The following is an 18,498-nucleotide window of genomic DNA, read 5'->3' as shown; positions in this document are numbered from 1 at the left end:
CTGAAATCATGGCTTAGTCGCGCGAACGCTGTCCAGCACTGTGACGGAACGTAACAGGCTGACGGTACGGAAGTAACGGAAGGAAACAGAGCGAATGGCACTACTTATCAGCATCGGACATGGCGGCTGGTTCACCGAAGAAGAGCTGGCAGAAGAGCTGCGCGCGCTCAGCCCCGGCGCGGATATCCGCCCGGCCTCAAACCCTGGCAACCTGGATGAGATCACCATGCTGGCCGTTTCTTCGCTGAAAACCGACATCGCCGCACAGCTGCCCAATCTGCAACTGGTACAGAAACTGGGCGCCGGGGTCGAAACCATCGTCAACCACCCCACCGTGGCGCCGCATGTGCGCGTGGCACGGCTGAAGCCGGAAGAACCCGCGCGCGAAATCGCGGAATACTGTCTCGCCTATATTTTGCGCGAACAGCGCAATCTCCTGCATCACGCGGCGGCGCAGGCCCGGGCTGAATGGGATTCGGTGGCCCCGAAACGCACCCATATGACAACGGTCGGCGTTCTTGGCCTTGGTCATATCGGCGGGCTGACCGCGCGACTGCTGGCGAGCCTTGGCTTTCAGGTTCACGGCTGGAGCCGCTCCCCCAAGGAGATCGAAGGCATCACCTGTCACCACGGCGTAGAGGCACTGCCGCAGATGCTGGGCCAATGCGATTACGTCTGCGCCATCCTGCCCTCGACCGCCGATACGCGCGAGCTGATGGATGCGGAGCTGCTGGCGGCGATGAAGCCCGGCGCGGTGCTGATCAACGCCGGGCGCGGCGATCTGATCGACGAGGCTGCGCTGATCGCAGCGCTGGATCGCGGCACGCCCGGTCATGCAGTGCTGGATGTCCTGTGCACGGAACCGCTGCCCCAAGATGATCCGCTGTGGCGCCACCCGCGTGTGACCATCACCCCGCATGTGTCGGGCTGGCATCTGGGGGATGCACTGGGGGATGTGGTGGAGAACCTGCGCCGCCTTGGCACCGGTCAGGCGCTGCTGCACGAGGTGGACCGGGCGCGCGGTTACTGACGCGCCCGGAAACCGGTCTTCAGATCGGGGCGAGGCACTGGAACCCCGACCGTTCATACAGCAGCGGCTCGCCATCGCCGTGGGCGATATCGGTGATCTCACCGATGAATACCGTATGGCTGCCCGCCTCGGTCGCTTCGCGTACCTCGCAGGAAAAACACAATAGCGCAGAGGCAAGGCGTGGCAGGCCGCGGGAGTCCTCCTGCCAATCGCCCTCGGCGAATTTCTCTTCGCCGGTGACCCCGCCCTGCCCCGCGAATTGCAAGGCCAGCAGGCCATCGGGTTTGGCCAGCAAGTTGACATTGAACCGCCCGGTGTCCCGGATCGCGGCGCCAGTGCCGGTGGCGCGGTTGACGCAGACCAGAAGGCTGGGCGGCTCGGCCGAAACCGAACAAACGGCGGTGGCGGTGATGCCCCGACGTTCCCGGCCCGCATCTGGCCCCGACAGGGCGGTGATCACCGTCACCGCCCCCGGGAACCGCGCCATCGCCGAACGGAAGCTGGCTGGATCGACGCTCATGCCCATGCCTCAGGCCGCCTGCAATTGCGACAGATAGGCCTCTGCCGCCTGCGGATCGGCAAACCACGGGAAGAAGTCGCGCGGATCGTCGAACCCGTTGGTGATCCGGTTGGCCAGACGCGGCTCGGCGCAGGCGGTGCCCATGATATTGAGCACATGCGGCGGCGGCGGCAGCAGCATCATGTTGGTCCAGTTCACCACCCATTGCGCATAGTCCCAATAGGCGTTGAAGGTGCCCTGCATCCAGGCCTCGTCAAAGGGCAGATCATCCCGCGCGAGGATCCGGTCCATATAGACCTTGGCCGCCTTGGAGGCGTTGTTGGAGCCCTGCCCGGTGATCGGATCGTTGAGGCAGACCGCATCGCCGATGCCCAGCACCTTGGCGCCCGAGGGCAGCGTCGCCACCGGTTTGCGCACCGTCGGCGGGAAGCGGCCCGCGAGGATGCCGTTGTCGTCGGTCAGCTCGATATTGGTGCACCGCTCGGCCTCCCAGGGCAGGAAGGTCGACAGGATTTCCTTGGATTTCGCCAGATGCTGCTCGGGGGATTTCACGTCGCCCCAGCAATCCATCGGACCACCCGGCACGCCTTCAAACACCATGATCTCGCAAGGGCCGGTGGTGGTCAGCGCCGGGAAGACGAAATATTCGCCAACGCCCGGGATCAGGTTGAAACAGACCGCCGAATGATCGGGGCGCGGGGTCATGCCGGTGACATAGGTCAGCGCCAGCGCGCGCATCGGCTTGTCATAGGGGGATTTTTCCGCGTCGCGTTCGAACAGCCGACCCACGTCGCCCTTACCCGAGGCGACCAGCACTAGATCGTCTTCACGCGCATAAAGCTCCAGATCGCTGATGCCGGCTTCCTTGATGACCAGCTGGCCGCCGAGGCGTTCGAACTCCTCCAGCCAGACCGGGATCTTGACCCGCTGGTCCACCGAATAGGCAAAGCGGTCCAGCCGCCCGGTCCAATCGATTGCCTTGGCGCCTGCCTCTTCGGGGTGCGGCACGGCAAAGGAAATGCCTTCGACCGGGGGGCACTGGTCCTCGGTCCAGAAATCGATACCGAGATCGCGCTCGTTCTGTACCGATTCGCCGAACATGCACTGGCTGGACATGACGCGGCCGGTCTTGATGTCTTCGGCGGTGCGGTTCTGCACGATGCGGACCTTGTAGCCCTGTTTCAACAGACCAAGCCCCAGTTGCAGTCCGGACTGGCCGCCACCGATGATGGTGATCTTTCTCATGGTTGTTACTCCCTGTCGGTTTGTTTTTGTGCGCAGGCTCAGGCCATCAGCTGGGCGATGGCTTCTTCGTCGCGTTCCGGCCCCATCGCGGTATAGCCCCCGTCGACGCGGATATCGGTGCCGGTGATGAAGCCCGCCTCGTCCGAGCAGAGGAACAGCACCGAATTGGCGACTTCCTCGGGGTTGCCGGTGCGCCCCAGCAGGTGGAACGGCTTGGCCACGCTGTCGGTTTTCTCCCGGTCGCCGCCGGTCAGCTCATCCATGATGTTGGACCAGGTCCAGCCGGGGCTGACCGCGTTGACGCGGATGCCATCGGGCGCCAGATCCATCGCCTGGTTGCGCGTCAGCTGCAGGATTGCCGCCTTGGAGACCGGATAGAGCCAGCGACCCTTTTGCGCGACGCGCGCCGAGATCGAGCCGAAATTGACAATGGCGCCGCGGTTCTTGGCCAGTTCTTCGCGCGCGGCCTGCATCAGCATGACCGAGCCGACGATGTTCACATCAAGGCTTTCCAGCCACTCCGCCCGGGTCGATTCCGCGCCGTTGTCGAGGTAGGAACAGGCCACGTTGACCAGAAAGTCGATGCGCCCGAATTCTTTCTTGGTGGCCGCGACCAGCGCCGCGATGTCATCGTCCTCACGCAGGTTGGTCTTGCAAAAGGCAATACCATCGCCCACCAGCGCCTGACCTGCCTCTTCATTGATGTCGGCGATCATTACCTTTGTGCCCGCGGCGCGGAACGCCTGTGCGATGGCTGCGCCGATCTTGGTGGCGCCGCCTGGAATGATGGCAACCTTGCCGTCCAGTCCCTTCATCTGTCATATCCCTGTCGTGCTGTTGTGGTTCTTGTGCAGTTGTGAAAGACAGGTTTCCCGCCGCATCGGTCTCCGGCTATCCGATAGGCGCAGCCATTATCCAAAAAACGAAGAAATCTGCGTCGCCCTAGGTGGAATGGCGGAACCCGTGCTATGCAGGGGCAGGTTCAACAGGACGACAGATGCCAGGCCCGCAGGAGACATTCCGGGAACCGGCAGTACCGCTTGCGCGGTTTGCGCGGTTCCGCACCCATGATCTGGACGAGGCCCGGGAGGCCGTCGGCCGCATTTTCTGTCCGCATCAGCTCAATACCATCGGCAAGGCGCCATTCCAGGCGCGGCACCACCATGTGCCAGGGGAGCGCGTGTCGCTGAACTACATCGAATATGGCGCCAAGACGCAGATCGCACCGGGATGTCTGGACCAGTTCTATCTGGTGCAAATCCCGGTCAGCGGCAGCGCCGCCATCGTCAATGGCACCGATCGCTACACCAGCGATGCGGGGCGCGCCGCAGTGCTGAACCCACACCGGGAAACCACGATGATCTGGGAGGAAGGCTGCAAACAGCTGCTGTTGCAGATCAGCCGCCGGGCGCTGACGGCCCACGCCAATGCCAATCTCGGCCTCACCACCGATCAACCCATCGCATTCGAAGGGGCGCTGGATCTGACCAGCCCCGCCGGGACCCGGCTGCTGCGCTTGGTGCATCTTCTGGTGGCGGATGCGGAACAGGCGCGGGATCCTGCCCTGCCCCCCAGCGCCCCATTCCCTGCCCCGTCCGCCGTTTCGGAAAATCCCAGCCCGCTGCTGACGCATTACATGGAAAACACGGTGATGACCGGCCTGCTGGAGGCGCATCGGCACAACTATTCCGGCCAGCTGCGGCGGGTGACCTCTTCGGTCATTCCCGGCCATGTGCGCCGGGCGCAGGCCTATATGCTGGCCAACCTCGACCGCCCGCTGGATATCGACGAGATCGCCGCCTATGCCGGGGTCAGCGCGCGCAACCTGCAACTGGGGTTCAAACGCTTCCTGTCGATGGCGCCGATGGCCTATCTGCGTGACATCCGTCTGCAGCGGGCACACGAGGATCTGCTGCAGGGGCGGCGCGAGGCCAGCGTCACCGAAGTGGCCGAACGCTGGGGCATGACCCATCTCGGGCGGTTCTCACAATACTACAAGACACGCTATGGGTGTACCCCACAGGAAACGCTGAAGAACGCCCGCGCCCGCGACTTTCTCGGCTGAATTTCCACCCCTTTCCCGTTTTCCATTGGATTTCTGCAGGTTTGAGGCTGAAGCCCTCCGCCTGCGCCCTCAGTGCTGCGATGCAGCAACTGACCTTGCGTCAGCCGCCTGCGCCAATCGACACAAGAATCCTGTTGCCTTTCTCCCAATGATCAGCCAAGAATTTCCCTATATCGGAACTTAATTCTACATAGTGGAATATCTCTGGGAGGAGACCGTCATGAATACCCCGTTTAAATCACGCCTGAAATCCGCCCTGCTGCCCGCTGCGCTGATGGCCTTTGCCGGCGTTGCTTCGGCGCAGACCACCCTGATCCACGGCGAGGCCGGCCCGAATCGCGGCGCCCGTGCCGCCGCGCTGCAATGGTTCGCCGATACCGTTGGAGAGACCTCGGGCGGCGATCTGAAGGTGGACGTGCAATGGGGCGGCGCCCTGTTCAAGGCCAATGCCGCCGTGCAATCCATCGGTGACGGCGTTGCCGACCTCGGCACCGTGATCGCAGTCTACTACCCACAAGAAATGCAGTCCTATGGCATCGCGGATCTGCCGCTCGACAACCCCGACGCCTGGGTCGGCATGCGCGCCACGGATGAGCTGATGCGCTCTTCCCCGGTGATTGCCGAGGATCTGGCCAAGAAGAACCTCGTTTACATCGGCACCTTCACCACCTCAGCCGTGCACATCGGCTGCACCGGCGATGCGATCCGTTCGGTCGAAGACATCAAGGACCGCAAGATCCGCGGCACCGGCGCCTACGGCAAAGTCTTCGGCGAGCTGGGCGGCAACATGGTCAACATGAGCATCTACAAGGCCTATCAGGGTCTGGACACCGGTCTGCTGGAATGCTCGCAGGGCTATTCCTACGCTGTCACCGCCCTCAAACAGCAGGAAGTCATGGACAACTACACCCTGCTGAACTGGGGTCAGGTCGGCGGTCTTGGTATCCTGATGAACAAGGACGTCTTTGACAGCCTTTCCGAAGACCAGCAGCAGGTCCTGCTGGATGCCGGTCGCGGCATGGCGGATGAATTCGGTCGTCTGATCACCACCGCGAACGATGCTGCCATCGAAACCATGAAGGAAAAGGGTATCGAGGTCTTCACCCTGCCCGAGGAAGAGCGTGCCAAGCTGGTCGCCGCCGGTACCAAGCACATCGACGCCTGGGTTGAGCAGATGAACGCATCCGGCATGGATGGTGCGGCCCTCCTGGAAGAATACCGCGGCCTGATCGCCAAATACACCGAAGAGCGTGACAGCAAGGGTTATCCCTGGACCCGCTAAACCGTAGGTCCCGCCTCCTCATGACTGGTGGCAACACCACACCGGGACCAACGACTGCGGGGGCGGGCCTCTTGCCGCCCCCGCTTTTTCTCCTGCAATGCCTGACCCACACGAGGCTCTGATGCTGAAAGCACTGGAAACTTTCCTGCTGAACCTTGCGGTGGCAGCCGTCATCGCCCTGGGGCTGATGATCACCGCCAGCGTATTTTCGCGGGCCATCTTCAACGTGGCCCTGCCCGACACGATCGTCATCGTGCGCGAACTGATGGTCGCCGCCATCGTGCTGCCGCTGGCCGCTGCCACCCTGGCGCGCAGCCACGTAGCGGTCGAATTCCTCGCCAACCGCCTACCGCCCCGGGCACAGGCCTGGCTGGCGGTCTTCGGCTCAATCGTAGGTCTCTTTGCCCTGATGCCGCTGATCTATGCCGGCGGGCGCGAATTTGCCCATAACTTTACCTCGGGCGGGTTTTTCTACGGCGATCTGGAACTGCCGAAATGGCCCGGCCGCCTGATTTTCCTGATCGGGATTTCCCTGTGCTGGCTGCGCCTTCTGGTGCTGGTGGTGCAGGACATCCGCGCCATCCGCGCGGGCGATTACAGCTTTGCCGACACACATGCCGAGGGACTGGACTGATGGACGCCTCTACGATTGGGCTGATTGCCTTTGCCGCCGTTCTGATCCTGCTGGCGCTGCGGGTGCCGATCAGCTTCACCCTTGCCGCTGTTGCGGCCGTCGGCACCTTCTGCATCTTCGCCTTCCGCACCGGCACCTTCATGCCGGAACGCGCCATCCGGGCGACCACCTCGATGGTGTTCTCCAACTCCTTCGACCTTATTCACTCCTACGATCTGTCGATGATACCATTGTTCATCGCGCTGGGGCATATCGCCTATAAGGCCGATATCACCACGCGGATCTACCACGCAGCGCGGGTCTGGCTGTCGGCGGTACCCGGCGGCGTTGCCATGGCCTCGGTCATGGGCTGCGGCGGCTTTTCCGCCATCACCGGATCGTCGATTGCCTGCGCTTCGACCATGGGCCGGATCTGCACGCCGGAAATGCTGCGCATGGGCTATGACAACCGCCTGGCCACCGCATCGGTCGCAGCGGGCGGCACCCTGGGATCCCTGATCCCGCCCAGCGTTCTGTTCATCATCTACGGCATCTTCACCGAAACCTCGATCAACCGGCTGTTCGTCGCTGGCATCCTGCCCGGTCTTCTGACCCTCGCCGGGTTCGTTCTGGTGATCTTTATCTGGGTGAAACGCGACCCGGCGGCCGCCCCGGTGGACACGGCCGAGATTTCTTATGCCGACAGGTTCCGCGCCGCGGCACTGGCCTGGCCTGCCTTCGTGCTGTTCATCGTCATCATCGGCGGCATCTACGGCGGCATCTTCACCGCGACCGAGGCAGCAGCTGTCTGTCTCAGCCTCGCCGTGGCAATCGGTGTGCTGCAGCGCAAGCTGACCCTGACCTCGATCTGGGAAGCCTTCCGCGAGACCTGCCTGCAGACCGCGTCGATCTTCTTCATCGCCGCTGGGGCCAAGATCTTTGTCGCCTTCGTCGCGCTGACTGGGGTCGCCCCCGCGATTGTCGATGTGGTGACCCAGGCCGAACTGTCGGTGTTCTGGCTGCTGCTGTCGATTGCGCTGATCTACCTGTTGCTGGGCATGTTCCTTGATCCCATCGGGATCATGGTTCTGACCCTGCCGCTGGTGGTGCCGCTGGTGGAAACCTACGGGATGGACCTGATCTGGTTCGGCGTCGTGATCATCAAGCTGTTGGAAATCGGCCTGATCACCCCGCCGGTGGGGCTCAACGTCTTTGTCATCGCCAATGTGGTCGGCAAGGACGCGCCGATTGACCGGATCTTTGCCGGAATCGCACGGTTTCTGTCCGTCGATGTCATCGTCCTGATCCTTCTGATGGCCTTTCCCGCGATTTCGTTGCTTCTACCGAACTCGATGATGTAATCCGGTCTGAAGCAAAACATGACGGGATTGACACATATGGCCAAGGAAGCTCCGACGGATCGCCGGTTTGCAACCACCCTGGCGCGCGGGATGAGTGTTCTGCGCGCCTTCAGGCCCAGCGATGACGGGCTCAGCAATCAGGAACTGTCCGAGCGCACCGGTCTGCCGAAATCCACCGTGTCGCGGCTGACCTTCACCCTGCAGGCGCTTGGCTACCTATCGCACGGGCACCGGCACGACCGCTACCGCCCCGGCCCGGCGCTGCTGGCCCTTGGCAATGTGGCGGCGGCCTCGGTGTCCTTCGTCGATACCGCCACCGACATCATGCAGCCGCTGGCGGATGAAACCGGCACCCTGGTTCTGATCGGGGTGCGAGACGATCAGAAGATCCTGCTGACCAAGACCTGGCGCCCGCATCAGGCGTCATCGATCTGGCTGGAGGTCGGTCACCGCATCCCGCTGACGCATTCCTCCTCGGGGCAGGCCCAGCTTGCGGCCCAGTCGGACCGGGAATTCGCCAGCTACGTCGACACCTATGGCGAAATGGTCGAGGATTCCGACGTCACCGTAGCCAGCCTGCGCGAGGATGCCTATTCGCAGCTGGTCGCCCGGGGCTTCGTGATCGCCGGGCACGGGCTACGCTATGCCAGTACGGTCAACGCGGTTTCCGTTCCCTTCCGCAGCCATGAATTCGACGAGCCCGTGGTCTTTACCTGCGGCGCCACCCCCGAGATGCTGACGGTCGAGCGGATGGAGAACGAAGTGGGACCGAAACTGCAGGCCGCCGTGCGTACGCTAGAGCGAATGACAGGCAAAAGTCCGGCGCTTGTCCAACGCGGATAATTCCGCATATCCGAATTGCATTTTATTTATTGAAATGATCGACGGCCCTGCTAAGGTGCCGCAAAATCGGCTGCGCGCGCCCGTGTTGTGCCCGCGACCGGCGCAGTCCAGCCCCCGCAGACCAAGGAGCCTTCAATGTCCACTGACGACCTGATCATCCATTCCGAAACCGGCCCGCAGCGCCTGATCGGCTATGTTCTGGACGTCAGCAACAGCGCAGGTGATGGCGGCGCGCGCTGCTGGCTGGACCTCAACGAAACGCACCTGAACCGCCACGGGGTTCTGCACGGCGGCATCGCCACCACGCTGCTGGACAGCGCCAGCGGCGCCACCGGCTCTATGAGCGTCGATCCCACGGGACGCGCGCCGTTTCTGACCATCTCCCTGACCACCCAGTTCATCGCCCCTGCCTATGCCGGACGGGTCACCGCAACCGGGCAGATCACCGGCGGCGGGCGCAGCACCCTGTTCATCGCCGGGCGGCTGGAGGCAGAAGACGGCACCCTGATCGCCACCTCGAACGGGGTATTTCGCCGGGTTCCCACCGACCGGCTAAACGGCGGCTCTGCTGCCAAAGACTGACCCGCGCGCACCGCTCCTGACACTCACTTTTGACCCCGGACCCAGCCCATGACCAACTATACCCGCATCCACGAAACCGTTGAGCATTGGGCCGTGACCTCTGCCGAGGCGCTGGCTCTTATTGATTTCGACGGGCGCCCGCTGAGCTATGCAGAATTGCAGCAGGCCAGCAAGGACGCCGAGGCGGATCTGCGCACCGAAGGCGTGGCGCCAGGGGACCGGGTTTTGATCGTGTCGGAAAACGCGGCGGCGACTGTGGCTTTCCTGTTTGCCTGCAGCCGGATCGGCGCCTGGGCGGTGCCGGTCAATGCACGGATGAGCGCGGATGAAATCACCCGCGTCACCGCCCATGCCACCCCGCGCGTGATCGTCCTGACCACCGCTTCGTCAAAGGACGCCGCCGCCCATGCGCTCCGGCTGGAGGCACAAAGCCGGTATGGACTTTATGGTCAGGTGGCCATTGCCGTGACCGGTCCCAGCGCGCCGGAACCGGTTCAGGACGGGCCGGAGCAGATCGCGGTCATGCTCTATACCACCGGCACCACCGGCGACCCCAAGGGCGTGATGCTCAGCCACGCAAACCTGCTGTTTGCCGGGCAGGCCTCGGCCAATCTGCGCGGGATCAAGCCCGGCGATCAGGTCTATGGCGGACTGCCTGTCACCCATGTCTTTGGTCTGGCCTCGATGATCGTCGCCTCGGCCCGCGCCGGGGCTGCGGTGCGGCTGCAGGCCCGCTTCACGCCCGCCGCTCTTTATGAGGCGCTGCAGGATGGCGTCACCGTGCTGCCCGCCGTGCCTCAGATGCACGCCCTGCTGATGCAATACGCCCGCGAACAGGGCGTCAGCAAACTTGAAGGCAGCAAGCTGCGCTATGTCTCTTCCGGGGCGGCGCCGCTGGACCCGGCCTGGAAACGCAACGCCGAGGCCTTTTACGGTCTGGCGCTGCAGAACGGCTATGGCATGACCGAATGCACCGCCGGCTTGTCGGCCACCACCAATCTGATCGGCGATCCCGACACCAGCGTCGGCACCGCCCTGCCCGGTACCGAGGCCCGCATCAAGGACGGCGCCGAAACCGGCGAGATCGAGGCCCGTGGCCCGCATGTCATGGTCGGCTATTACCGCAACCCCGAGGCCACCCGCGCCACCATCGACGCGGATGGCTGGCTCAGCACAGGTGACATCGGCCGGTTCGATGAACAGGGCCGGTTGCATATCGTCGGGCGCAGCAAGGAAATCATCATCCGCTCAGGCTTCAACGTCTACCCGCAAGAGGTTGAGGCAGCCCTGAACGATCACCCCGCCGTGGTACAAAGCGCCGTGGTGGGCCGCGCGGCGGATGGCAATGAAGAGGTGCTGGCCTTTGTGCAGGTGGCCGATCTTGCTGCCACCGATGAGGCCACGCTGAAGGCGCATGTGGCCGAGCGGCTGTCGGGCTACAAACGTCCCTCGCGAGTGGTACTGACCCTGCAGCTGCCTGCTGCCCCGACGGGTAAGATCCTGAAGCACAAGCTGATCGAAACCTTCGCAGCGGATCTGGACTGAGCCGCCACTGCGGTCAGCCCAGCATGGTTCAACTCTGATCCGGGCGCGGCGCGATTGCGCTGCCGTCCGAGATCAGGTCCGAAGGGTGCAGGATGACCTGATCACCGGGGGAGAGCCCCTCCAGCACCTCGGCGCTGCGGTCGTTGCGGCGGCCCAGCCTCACAGCTTTGCGCCGGGCGATGCCCGCCTCATTGACAAAGACCGCCCAGCCTGCGCCCTGACGGAATACCGCGCTCAGCGGCACCGACAGAACATCCGTCCCTTCCCATTCGACGATCCGCAGGAAGACGGCATAGCCATCGCCCATGCCCGCGTAGTCTTCGGGCGCAGAGGTCAGGTCGAGGATCACATCGACCCGCTGTTCCTCGATCCCGAGGGCGGAGACCTTGGTATAGGCTGCCGGTTCGATGCGCCGCACCCGCGCTTCCAGCAGCGCATCGCGGCCCCAGCGTTCCACGATGGCCCGGTCGCCTTCCTTCAGCCGCACAGCATCGGTGGACAGAAGATCGGCAACGATCTCCAGATCCTCGGGGTCCCCGATGGAGATCAGCCGGGTTCCGGCCAGGACGGTCTGTTCGCTCAGCACATCGACGGTCAGCACCTGCCCCGACATCGGCGCGGTCACGGTCAGGCAGCAGGTCTGGCCCGCCTCGGCGGCGCCGGGTTCGATCAGCGCAGCGCGGGCGCGATCCAGCGTGCCCTTGGCCATTTCCAGCGCCGACACTGCCGCCGTCATCGCCGCCCGGTCGATATGCAGCTTCTGTTCGAGCTCTTCCAGCCGGGTGCGGGAAACCACGCCGCGCTGCACCAGCGTATCGGCGCGGCGGAATTCGCTTTCCGACAGAGTCAACGTTTCCGAGGCCTGGCGCATCTTGCTGCGCGCCACCGCCAGTCCTGCCTCGGCCTCGCGCACGGCGGCCTCGGCTTCGGCCTGGCTGCGCGCATCGAGCAGATTGGCGGCGGCGGGCGTCAGCACGGCCACCACGGTTTCCCCAGCCACCACGCTATCCCCTACCCGCACCGGCGCGCGCTGCGCGGTGCCAGTGATCGGCGCCGCGACATCGTAGATTTCGCGGATGCGGGTCTTGCCATCGGCATTGACCGTCACCTGCAAAGGCTCGGTGCCGATCTGGTGCAGATCCACCGCCACCGGATCGGTCCGCATGGCAACAAAGGCCAAGGTTCCGGCAACCAGCGCCGCCCCTGCGGCCATGACAACGGTTCGTGTTCTCAGCATCGTCTTTCTACTCCCGCGTTTTCATGACCAGGACCAGATCCAGCCGGTCCAGACGCCGCCGCACCAACAGCACCGACACCAGCGCCGCCCCCAGCACCACAAGGCTGGCCGTGGCGAAGCCCGCCGGTTTCAGGACCAGTGGAATCGAATAGAGGTCACTGGACGACCCATGTGCCAGCAGCGCCGCAATCCCCGCGCCCAGAAGCCATCCGACCGGCTGCGCCAACAGCGCCAGCAGCATGGTCTCCCCCACCAGAATGAAAGAAACCTCGGCCCGGGTGAAGCCCAGGATGCGCAGGCTGGCCAGTTCGCGGGCGCGTTCGGACATCTGGATGCGGGCACCGTTATAGGCCACCCCGACCGTGATCAGCACTGCGATCACGCCGTAGACCGTGGTCATCACGATGACATTCTCGCGGATGGTTTCGCGGAACGACTGGCGGATCTCGCTCATCATGCTGAGCCCGCTGAGCGAGGGCGTTTCCTTCAGCAGGGCGTGCAGCTCTGGCACCGCGTTCTGATCCAGCCGCAGATGAGCCACGGTGATGCGCGGCGCCTGCCGCAGCAGTGCGCTCAACGTGTCGAGGTCCATATAGGCGCCGATTCCGAAGTACTGTGTCACAGTGCCCGAGACCCGTACCATGTGCGTTTCGTTGCGCCCGCCCTTGAACTCGACCTCGATCACGTCGCCCGCGCGCGCCTCCAATTGCCCGGCCAACCGTTCGGACAGCAAGATGCCACCTGCAGGCGGCTCCACCACCCGGCCATCGCCATCCAGAATGCGGGCCAGGTCGGCGCCGGGGCGGCGGGCCTCGATCGAGATATCCTTGCTGAGATGACCATGGCGCAGCACCGCCGCCTGATAGAACTGCCCCTCGGCCTGCAGCACGCCGGGCAGGTTTGCCACCTCGGGCAGGGCCGTTTCCGGGATCTCGGGCGTAAAGATCAGCGCCGCATCCTGCCGGTTCGCTTGATAGAAAGAGGTCTCCATGATCTCGTCCAGCGCGTCCTGGAAAAAGCCCGAGGCCACTAGCACCGACACCGCCAGCGACAGCCCCAGAATGCTGAGCCCCGAGCGCACCGGCCAGCGCACCAGACTGCGAAGGATCATCATCACCGCCTGCGAGGGGCGCAGCCGGGTCAGCATCCGGTCCAGAAGGTTGCGTTTGAACCGGGGCGGCGCGGGCGGCGACATCGCCACTGCGGGCGCCATACGGGCCACATGCAGCGCGCTTTGCGCCGCGCCAAGACCCGCGGTGAGCAGCGCCAGCACCCCGGACAGCGCATAGGCATCAAGCCGCGTGTGGAAGATCAGATAGGGAAATTCGAAGAACTGCGCGTAGATCTGCGCCAGCGACCGCGACAGCCAGGTGCCCGCAGCCCAGCCAATGAGCACCCCAAGGCAGGCGATCAGCCCAGCCAGCAGCAGATAATGCAGGCAGACCTCATAGTTGGAATAGCCCAGCGCCTTCAAAAGGCCGATCTCACTGCGCTCCAGCAGCACGATCCGCCCCACCACCATATTGACCAGAAAGGCGGTGATCCCAAAGAAGATCGGCGGCAGGATCAGCGCGGTATTGCGCAGCTCGCTCAGCTCGGCGTCGATGAACTGGTCCGACAGCTGCAGATCGCGGCCATGCGCGCCAAGCCCACCATAAGGAGCCAGAATATCGTCGATCCGGTCGATCACCTCATCCTGCCGGGCGGCGGGGTTGAGCTTGACCGACAGACTGTTGAAGGCGCCCTTCATGTCGAACGCCGCCTCGGCCACCCGTTCCGGCAGCCAGATAATGCCGAACGTTTCGTTGTCCGGCAGCAGCGCACCGGGCCCCAGAGTATAGATGAATTCCGGCGACAGCACCGTGCCAGTCACCCGCAGGTCACGCCGCTGGCCGTTCAGATTGGCGCTGAACCGGTCGCCGGGGCGCAGCCCGTTGGCGCGGGCGAAGGGATCATTGATCGCCACCTCTTCCGAGGCATCCGCATCCGGCAGGCGCCCACTCCGCAGGAGTGGCACGTTGAGCAACGGCCCGCCGTTGCCGGGCAGCGACAGTACCAGCCCCGTCACCGTCTCGACCTTCTCCGGCAGATCGAGGATGGCGTAGTGTTCGACCCGCGCCTCGGCAGCGCGCACACCGTCGATGGCCTGCACCCGCCCCATCTCGTGATCCGGCACCCGCGTTGCGCGGGCAAAGACATCGGCAAAGCGGTTTCGCTCGTAATAAGCGGCGCGGGTGTCATCCAGAGCCCGCTCCATGCCGAAGGCCATCAGCAGGATCGAAACCCCGCAGGCCAGCACCAGTGCAATGGCCAGCGCCTGCGCCCAAAGACGGCGGAAACTGCGCAAGAGTTTGAGATCCAGCGCCTGCATCGCCCTACCACTCGATCTCGGCAGGGGCGAGCCGGGTGGCGTTTTCCTCCACCAGACGGATCTTGCCATCCTGGAACCAGATCACCCGATGCGCCATCTGCCGGATCGCGGCATTGTGGGTGATCACCACGGTGGTCGTACCGGTGCTCTCGTTGATGCGGCGCAGCGCCTCAAGCACCTGCACCCCGGTCTTGCTGTCGAGCGCCCCAGTGGGTTCATCGCACAACAGGATCTCGGGGCGTTTGGCGATGGCGCGGGCAATGGCGACGCGCTGCTGCTCGCCGCCGGACATTTCCGCCGGGAAGTGATCCATGCGGCTGCCAAGGCCGACCTCTCTCAGCGCCTCTTCGGGCGGCATCGGGTCGCGCGCCACGTCCGTCACCAGCTGCACGTTTTCCCAGGCGGTCAGACTGGGCACCAGATTGTAGAATTGAAAGACAAAACCGACGTGATCGCGCCGGAACCGGGTCAGCCCCCGGTCGCCCATGCCCGTCAGCTCCTGATCGCGGAACCAGACGCGCCCATCGGTGGCGTGATCCAGCCCGCCAAGAATGTTCAGCAGCGTGGATTTGCCACTGCCCGACGGCCCCAGCAGCACCACCAGCTCACCAGCGTATAGTTCAAGATCGACCCCCGCCAGCGCATGCACCTTTTGCTGGCCGGTATCATAGACCTTGGTCAGGTCCTTGGTTCTGAAGACGACGTCGGGCATGTTCACCTCTTGGCCCCCATCGATAGGGGCACGGCGCGCCCTGAACTTTGACATGGCTCAACCCCCAATACAAAGCCCCGGCAGATACCCCCCCTACCGTTGCAGCGACAACGCCCCCCCCCTTGCCCCGCAAAAGGCACGCAACGTGACGGAGGGTTCTGCCCGTCCAAAGGCTTGACGCCCCGGCGACATCGGGCAGGATCTCGCCAGAACCAGGGAGGACAGAATGACAACACAGACCGAAGCGGAGCTTTCCGCCACCATCGCCCGTGCCCGCAGCCAGCAGCTGGGCGATCTCTTGCGCCGCAGCGCCGCCCGCACGCCGCAGAAGACCGCGCTGGTGTTCCGTGGGCAACGCGACAGCTTTGCCGAACTCGATGCAGCGGTGAACCGCGCTGCCAACGGTCTGGCCGCGCGCGGCATCACCAAGGGCGACAGGGTGGCGCTCCTGTCCCACAACAACCGCGCCTTCGTGGTGTTCCGACTGGCTCTGGCACGGCTGGGGGCGGTGACGACGCCGGTCAACTTCATGCTGAACGCCGAAGACGTGGCCTATATCCTCGATCACTCCGGCGCCCGGGCCATCATCGCCGAGGACGCGCTCTGTGCCACTGCCGATGCGGCGCTCGCCCAGCTGGATCAGCCGATGCTGTTCCGCCTGTCGATTGCCCATGCCGCCGACGCGGTTCCCGCAGGCTGGGAAGCCGCCGAGACCGTGCTGGAGCATGCCAACGACAGCGCGCCGTATGTGGAGATCGCAGGCGATGATCCGATCCAGATGATGTATACCAGCGGCACGGAATCCCGGCCCAAGGGCGCGCTGCTGTCCTCGGATGCGCTTTATGCGCAATACGGCAGCTGCATCAGCGATGGAGAGATGGCTGCCGACGACATCGAGCTGCACTGCCTGCCGCTGTTCCACTGCGCGCAGTTGGACTGCTTCCTGACACCCGACATGTATCTGGGCGCCACCAGCATTCTGATGGAGGCCGCCGATCCGGGCAAGATGCTGGAAGCCATCGCCGCCGAGGGCGTCACCAAACTGTTCTGCCCCCCCACCGTCTGGATCGCGCTGCTGCGCCACCCGGATTTCGACAAGACCGACCTCAGTTCCCTGCGCAAGGGCTATTACGGTGCCTCGATCATGCCCACGGCAATCATCGAGGAGCTGACCAGCCGCCTGCCGAACCTGCGCCTGTTCAATTTCTACGGCCAGACGGAAATGGCCCCTGTCGCCACCATCCTGCTGCCGCATGAACAGCTGAGCAAGCTCGGCTCGGCCGGTCGGCCCGCGCTGAACGTCGAAACCCGCGTGGTCGATGACGATGGCAACGACCTGCCCGTTGGCGAAGTCGGCGAAATCGTGCACCGCAGCCCGCATCTGATCCTTGGTTACTACAAGGACCCCGCCAAGACCGCCGAAGCCTTTCAGGGCGGCTGGTTCCATTCGGGTGATCTGGGCCGTTTTGACGAGGAAGGATACCTCTATGTGGTCGACCGCAAGAAGGACATGATAAAAACGGGGGGCGAAAACGTCGCCAGCCGCGAGGTGGAGGAATGCATCTTTCACCACCCCGCCGTGGCCGAGGTCGCGGTCTTTGGTATTCCGCACCCCAAATGGATCGAGGCGGTAACCGCCGTGGTGGTGGCCAAACCCGGCGAAGACACCAGCATTGAGGCGCTGATGGACTATTGCCGTGAAAACCTAGCCCATTTCAAAAGCCCCAAGCATATCGCCCTGGTCGAGGCGCTGCCCAAGAACGCCAGCGGCAAGATCCTGAAGCGCGACCTACGCATCGCATACGCGGGCGTCTTTGAAGAAGAGAGTGCCTGACCGGTAGATCCAGGCCCCCAGACCCCGCCCGAACCACGGGCGGGGCGCCCCCATCCGCATCCTCCATCTGACGTTTTGAGTGGCGAAAATTCTTGCCTTTGCCCACAAATTAGGCGAAGGCTCAGAAGGATACATGTCCAACATATGACCGCTTGCCTGATCGGCGCGGTGTTTCTACCGATTGGACAATTGTCCCGTGTTTCAGGGGCTTATTCAACAGGGGGATTGTTCCATGACAAATGAATTCAAGGGCGCCGTATCGCGCCGCCAGTTCCTGGCCACCAGCGCGGCTGCGGCCCTGACCGCAGGCGCCTTTGCCGCGCCTGGCCGCCTGATGGCCTCTGAGCCGCTGAAGGTCGCGGGCATCTATACCGTGCCGGTCGAACAGCAATGGGTCAGCCGTATCCATGTGGCCGCCCTGACCGCGCAGGACCGCGGCGACATCAGCTATACCTATTCCGAGAACACCTCGAACTCGGACTATCCCCGCGTGATGCGCGAATATGCCGAACAGGGCTACCAGCTGATCATCGGTGAAATCTTCGGTGTCGAAGCCGAAGCGCGCGAAGTTGCCGCCGAGTACCCCGATGTGGCCTTCCTGATGGGCTCCTCCTTCAAGGAAGACCCGGCAATCCCGAACCTGTCCGTTTTTGACAACTACATTCAGGATGCCTCCTATCTTTCAGGCATTATCGCGGGTGCAATGTCGAAATCCGGCAATATTGGCATGGTCGGCGGCTTCCCGATTCCGGAAGTGAACCGCCTGATGCACGCCTTCATGGCCGGTGCGCGCGAAATGAACCCCGAGATGAAGTTCCAGGTCTCCTTCATCGGTTCCTGGTTCGATCCGCCGAAAGCCAAGGAAACCGCATTCGCCATGGTCGAGAACGGCGCCGACATACTTTATGCCGAACGCTTTGGCGTGTCGGACGCGGCCAAGGAAAAGGGTCTTCTGGCCATCGGCAACGTCATCGACACCCAGTCGGATTACCCCGAAACCGTGGTTGCCTCGGCGATCTGGCATTTCGAACCAACGCTGGATGCGGCCATCGCAGCGGTCAAGGGCGGCAGCTTTACCGCCGCTGACTACGGCATGTATTCCTTCATGAAGGAAGGCGGCTGTTCGCTGGCGCCCTATGGCACCTTCGAAGGCAAGATCCCGCAAGAGGCGCTGGATCTGGTTGCCTCCCGCACCGCCGCGATCAAGGACGGTTCCTTCACCGTTGCGATCAACGACGAAGAACCCAAATCCTCCTGA

At 63.8% G+C, this 18,498-nt stretch carries 16 protein-coding genes; 10 read left to right on the top strand and 6 right to left on the bottom strand.

What is annotated here, in order from left to right; genetic code table 11:
* Window positions 1–94 precede the first annotated feature (94 nt).
* Complete coding sequence (locus SM765_RS07015; RefSeq protein ID WP_274837621.1) at window positions 95–1,030, top strand: 2-hydroxyacid dehydrogenase; 936 nt, start codon at window positions 95–97, stop codon at window positions 1,028–1,030.
* A 19-nt stretch (window positions 1,031–1,049) separates the two neighbouring features.
* On the opposite strand, the gene SM765_RS07010 is transcribed toward SM765_RS07015, so the two are convergent.
* Genes SM765_RS07010 through SM765_RS07000 form a run of 3 tightly spaced genes read right to left on the bottom strand, consistent with a single transcriptional unit; the run spans window position 1,050 to window position 3,610 of the window.
* Complete coding sequence (locus SM765_RS07010; RefSeq protein WP_274827701.1) at window positions 1,050–1,550, bottom strand: flavin reductase family protein; 501 nt, start codon at window positions 1,548–1,550, stop codon at window positions 1,050–1,052.
* 9 nt (window positions 1,551–1,559) lie between these two features.
* A complete protein-coding gene (locus SM765_RS07005; RefSeq protein WP_274834537.1) occupies window positions 1,560–2,795 on the bottom strand; it encodes a styrene monooxygenase/indole monooxygenase family protein in 1,236 nt (411 codons plus the stop codon).
* Between the two features lie 38 nt (window positions 2,796–2,833).
* A complete protein-coding gene (locus tag SM765_RS07000) occupies window positions 2,834–3,610 on the bottom strand; it encodes an SDR family oxidoreductase (protein ID WP_274837620.1) in 777 nt (258 codons plus the stop codon).
* 182 nt (window positions 3,611–3,792) lie between these two features.
* Here SM765_RS07000 and SM765_RS06995 point away from each other — a divergent pair, with 182 nt between their 5' ends.
* The 7 genes from SM765_RS06995 (at window position 3,793) to SM765_RS06965 (ending at window position 11,086) form a co-directional block, all read left to right on the top strand.
* Window positions 3,793–4,860 carry an AraC family transcriptional regulator gene (locus SM765_RS06995; RefSeq protein WP_274834539.1) on the top strand — a complete coding sequence of 356 codons (1,068 nt, stop codon included), beginning with the start codon at window positions 3,793–3,795 and terminating at the stop codon, window positions 4,858–4,860.
* A 220-nt stretch (window positions 4,861–5,080) separates the two neighbouring features.
* On the top strand, window positions 5,081–6,142 hold the full coding sequence (locus SM765_RS06990) for a C4-dicarboxylate TRAP transporter substrate-binding protein (RefSeq protein WP_065273719.1): 1,062 nt from the start codon (window positions 5,081–5,083) through the stop codon (window positions 6,140–6,142).
* A 121-nt stretch (window positions 6,143–6,263) separates the two neighbouring features.
* Window positions 6,264–6,776 (top strand): TRAP transporter small permease, encoded by a 513-nt coding sequence (locus SM765_RS06985; RefSeq protein WP_274837619.1) that lies wholly within the window; start codon window positions 6,264–6,266, stop codon window positions 6,774–6,776.
* Entirely contained in the window at window positions 6,776–8,116 is a 1,341-nt protein-coding gene (locus SM765_RS06980; RefSeq protein WP_274837618.1) for a TRAP transporter large permease, read from the top strand. The genes SM765_RS06985 and SM765_RS06980 overlap by 1 nt, the downstream gene beginning before the upstream one ends.
* Window positions 8,117–8,134: 18 nt before the next feature.
* The gene (locus SM765_RS06975) at window positions 8,135–8,959 is read left to right on the top strand and encodes an IclR family transcriptional regulator (protein ID WP_237028378.1); all 825 of its coding nucleotides are present in this window, start codon (window positions 8,135–8,137) and stop codon (window positions 8,957–8,959) included.
* A 135-nt stretch (window positions 8,960–9,094) separates the two neighbouring features.
* Window positions 9,095–9,541, top strand: coding sequence for a PaaI family thioesterase (locus SM765_RS06970; RefSeq protein WP_274837617.1), 447 nt, complete (start codon window positions 9,095–9,097; stop codon window positions 9,539–9,541).
* 48 nt (window positions 9,542–9,589) lie between these two features.
* Window positions 9,590–11,086 carry a class I adenylate-forming enzyme family protein gene (locus SM765_RS06965; protein WP_274837616.1) on the top strand — a complete coding sequence of 499 codons (1,497 nt, stop codon included), beginning with the start codon at window positions 9,590–9,592 and terminating at the stop codon, window positions 11,084–11,086.
* Between the two features lie 28 nt (window positions 11,087–11,114).
* Here the strand turns inward: SM765_RS06965 and SM765_RS06960 are convergent, their stop codons facing one another.
* The 3 genes from SM765_RS06960 to SM765_RS06950 are packed head-to-tail and all read right to left on the bottom strand — an operon-like array spanning window position 11,115 to window position 15,406.
* Window positions 11,115–12,323, bottom strand: a complete 1,209-nt coding sequence (locus tag SM765_RS06960) for an efflux RND transporter periplasmic adaptor subunit (RefSeq protein ID WP_274834544.1) — start codon at window positions 12,321–12,323, stop codon at window positions 11,115–11,117.
* Between the two features lie 7 nt (window positions 12,324–12,330).
* On the bottom strand, window positions 12,331–14,694 hold the full coding sequence (locus SM765_RS06955; RefSeq protein ID WP_274834545.1) for an ABC transporter permease: 2,364 nt from the start codon (window positions 14,692–14,694) through the stop codon (window positions 12,331–12,333).
* 4 nt (window positions 14,695–14,698) lie between these two features.
* Window positions 14,699–15,406, bottom strand: coding sequence for an ABC transporter ATP-binding protein (locus tag SM765_RS06950; RefSeq protein WP_274837614.1), 708 nt, complete (start codon window positions 15,404–15,406; stop codon window positions 14,699–14,701).
* A 226-nt stretch (window positions 15,407–15,632) separates the two neighbouring features.
* Here SM765_RS06950 and SM765_RS06945 point away from each other — a divergent pair, with 226 nt between their 5' ends.
* Both SM765_RS06945 and SM765_RS06940 read left to right on the top strand, forming a co-directional pair.
* Window positions 15,633–17,240, top strand: a complete 1,608-nt coding sequence (locus tag SM765_RS06945) for an acyl-CoA synthetase (RefSeq protein WP_274827692.1) — start codon at window positions 15,633–15,635, stop codon at window positions 17,238–17,240.
* 232 nt (window positions 17,241–17,472) lie between these two features.
* Complete coding sequence (locus tag SM765_RS06940; RefSeq protein ID WP_274834548.1) at window positions 17,473–18,498, top strand: BMP family protein; 1,026 nt, start codon at window positions 17,473–17,475, stop codon at window positions 18,496–18,498.

Source organism: Pseudophaeobacter sp. 1A09344 (assembly GCF_041008745.1).
GTDB classification, from domain to species: Bacteria; Pseudomonadota; Alphaproteobacteria; order Rhodobacterales; family Rhodobacteraceae; genus Phycobacter; species Phycobacter gallaeciensis_A.
The sequence above is the reverse complement of the archived record's forward strand: the minus strand, read 5'-3'. Positions and strand labels throughout refer to the sequence as shown.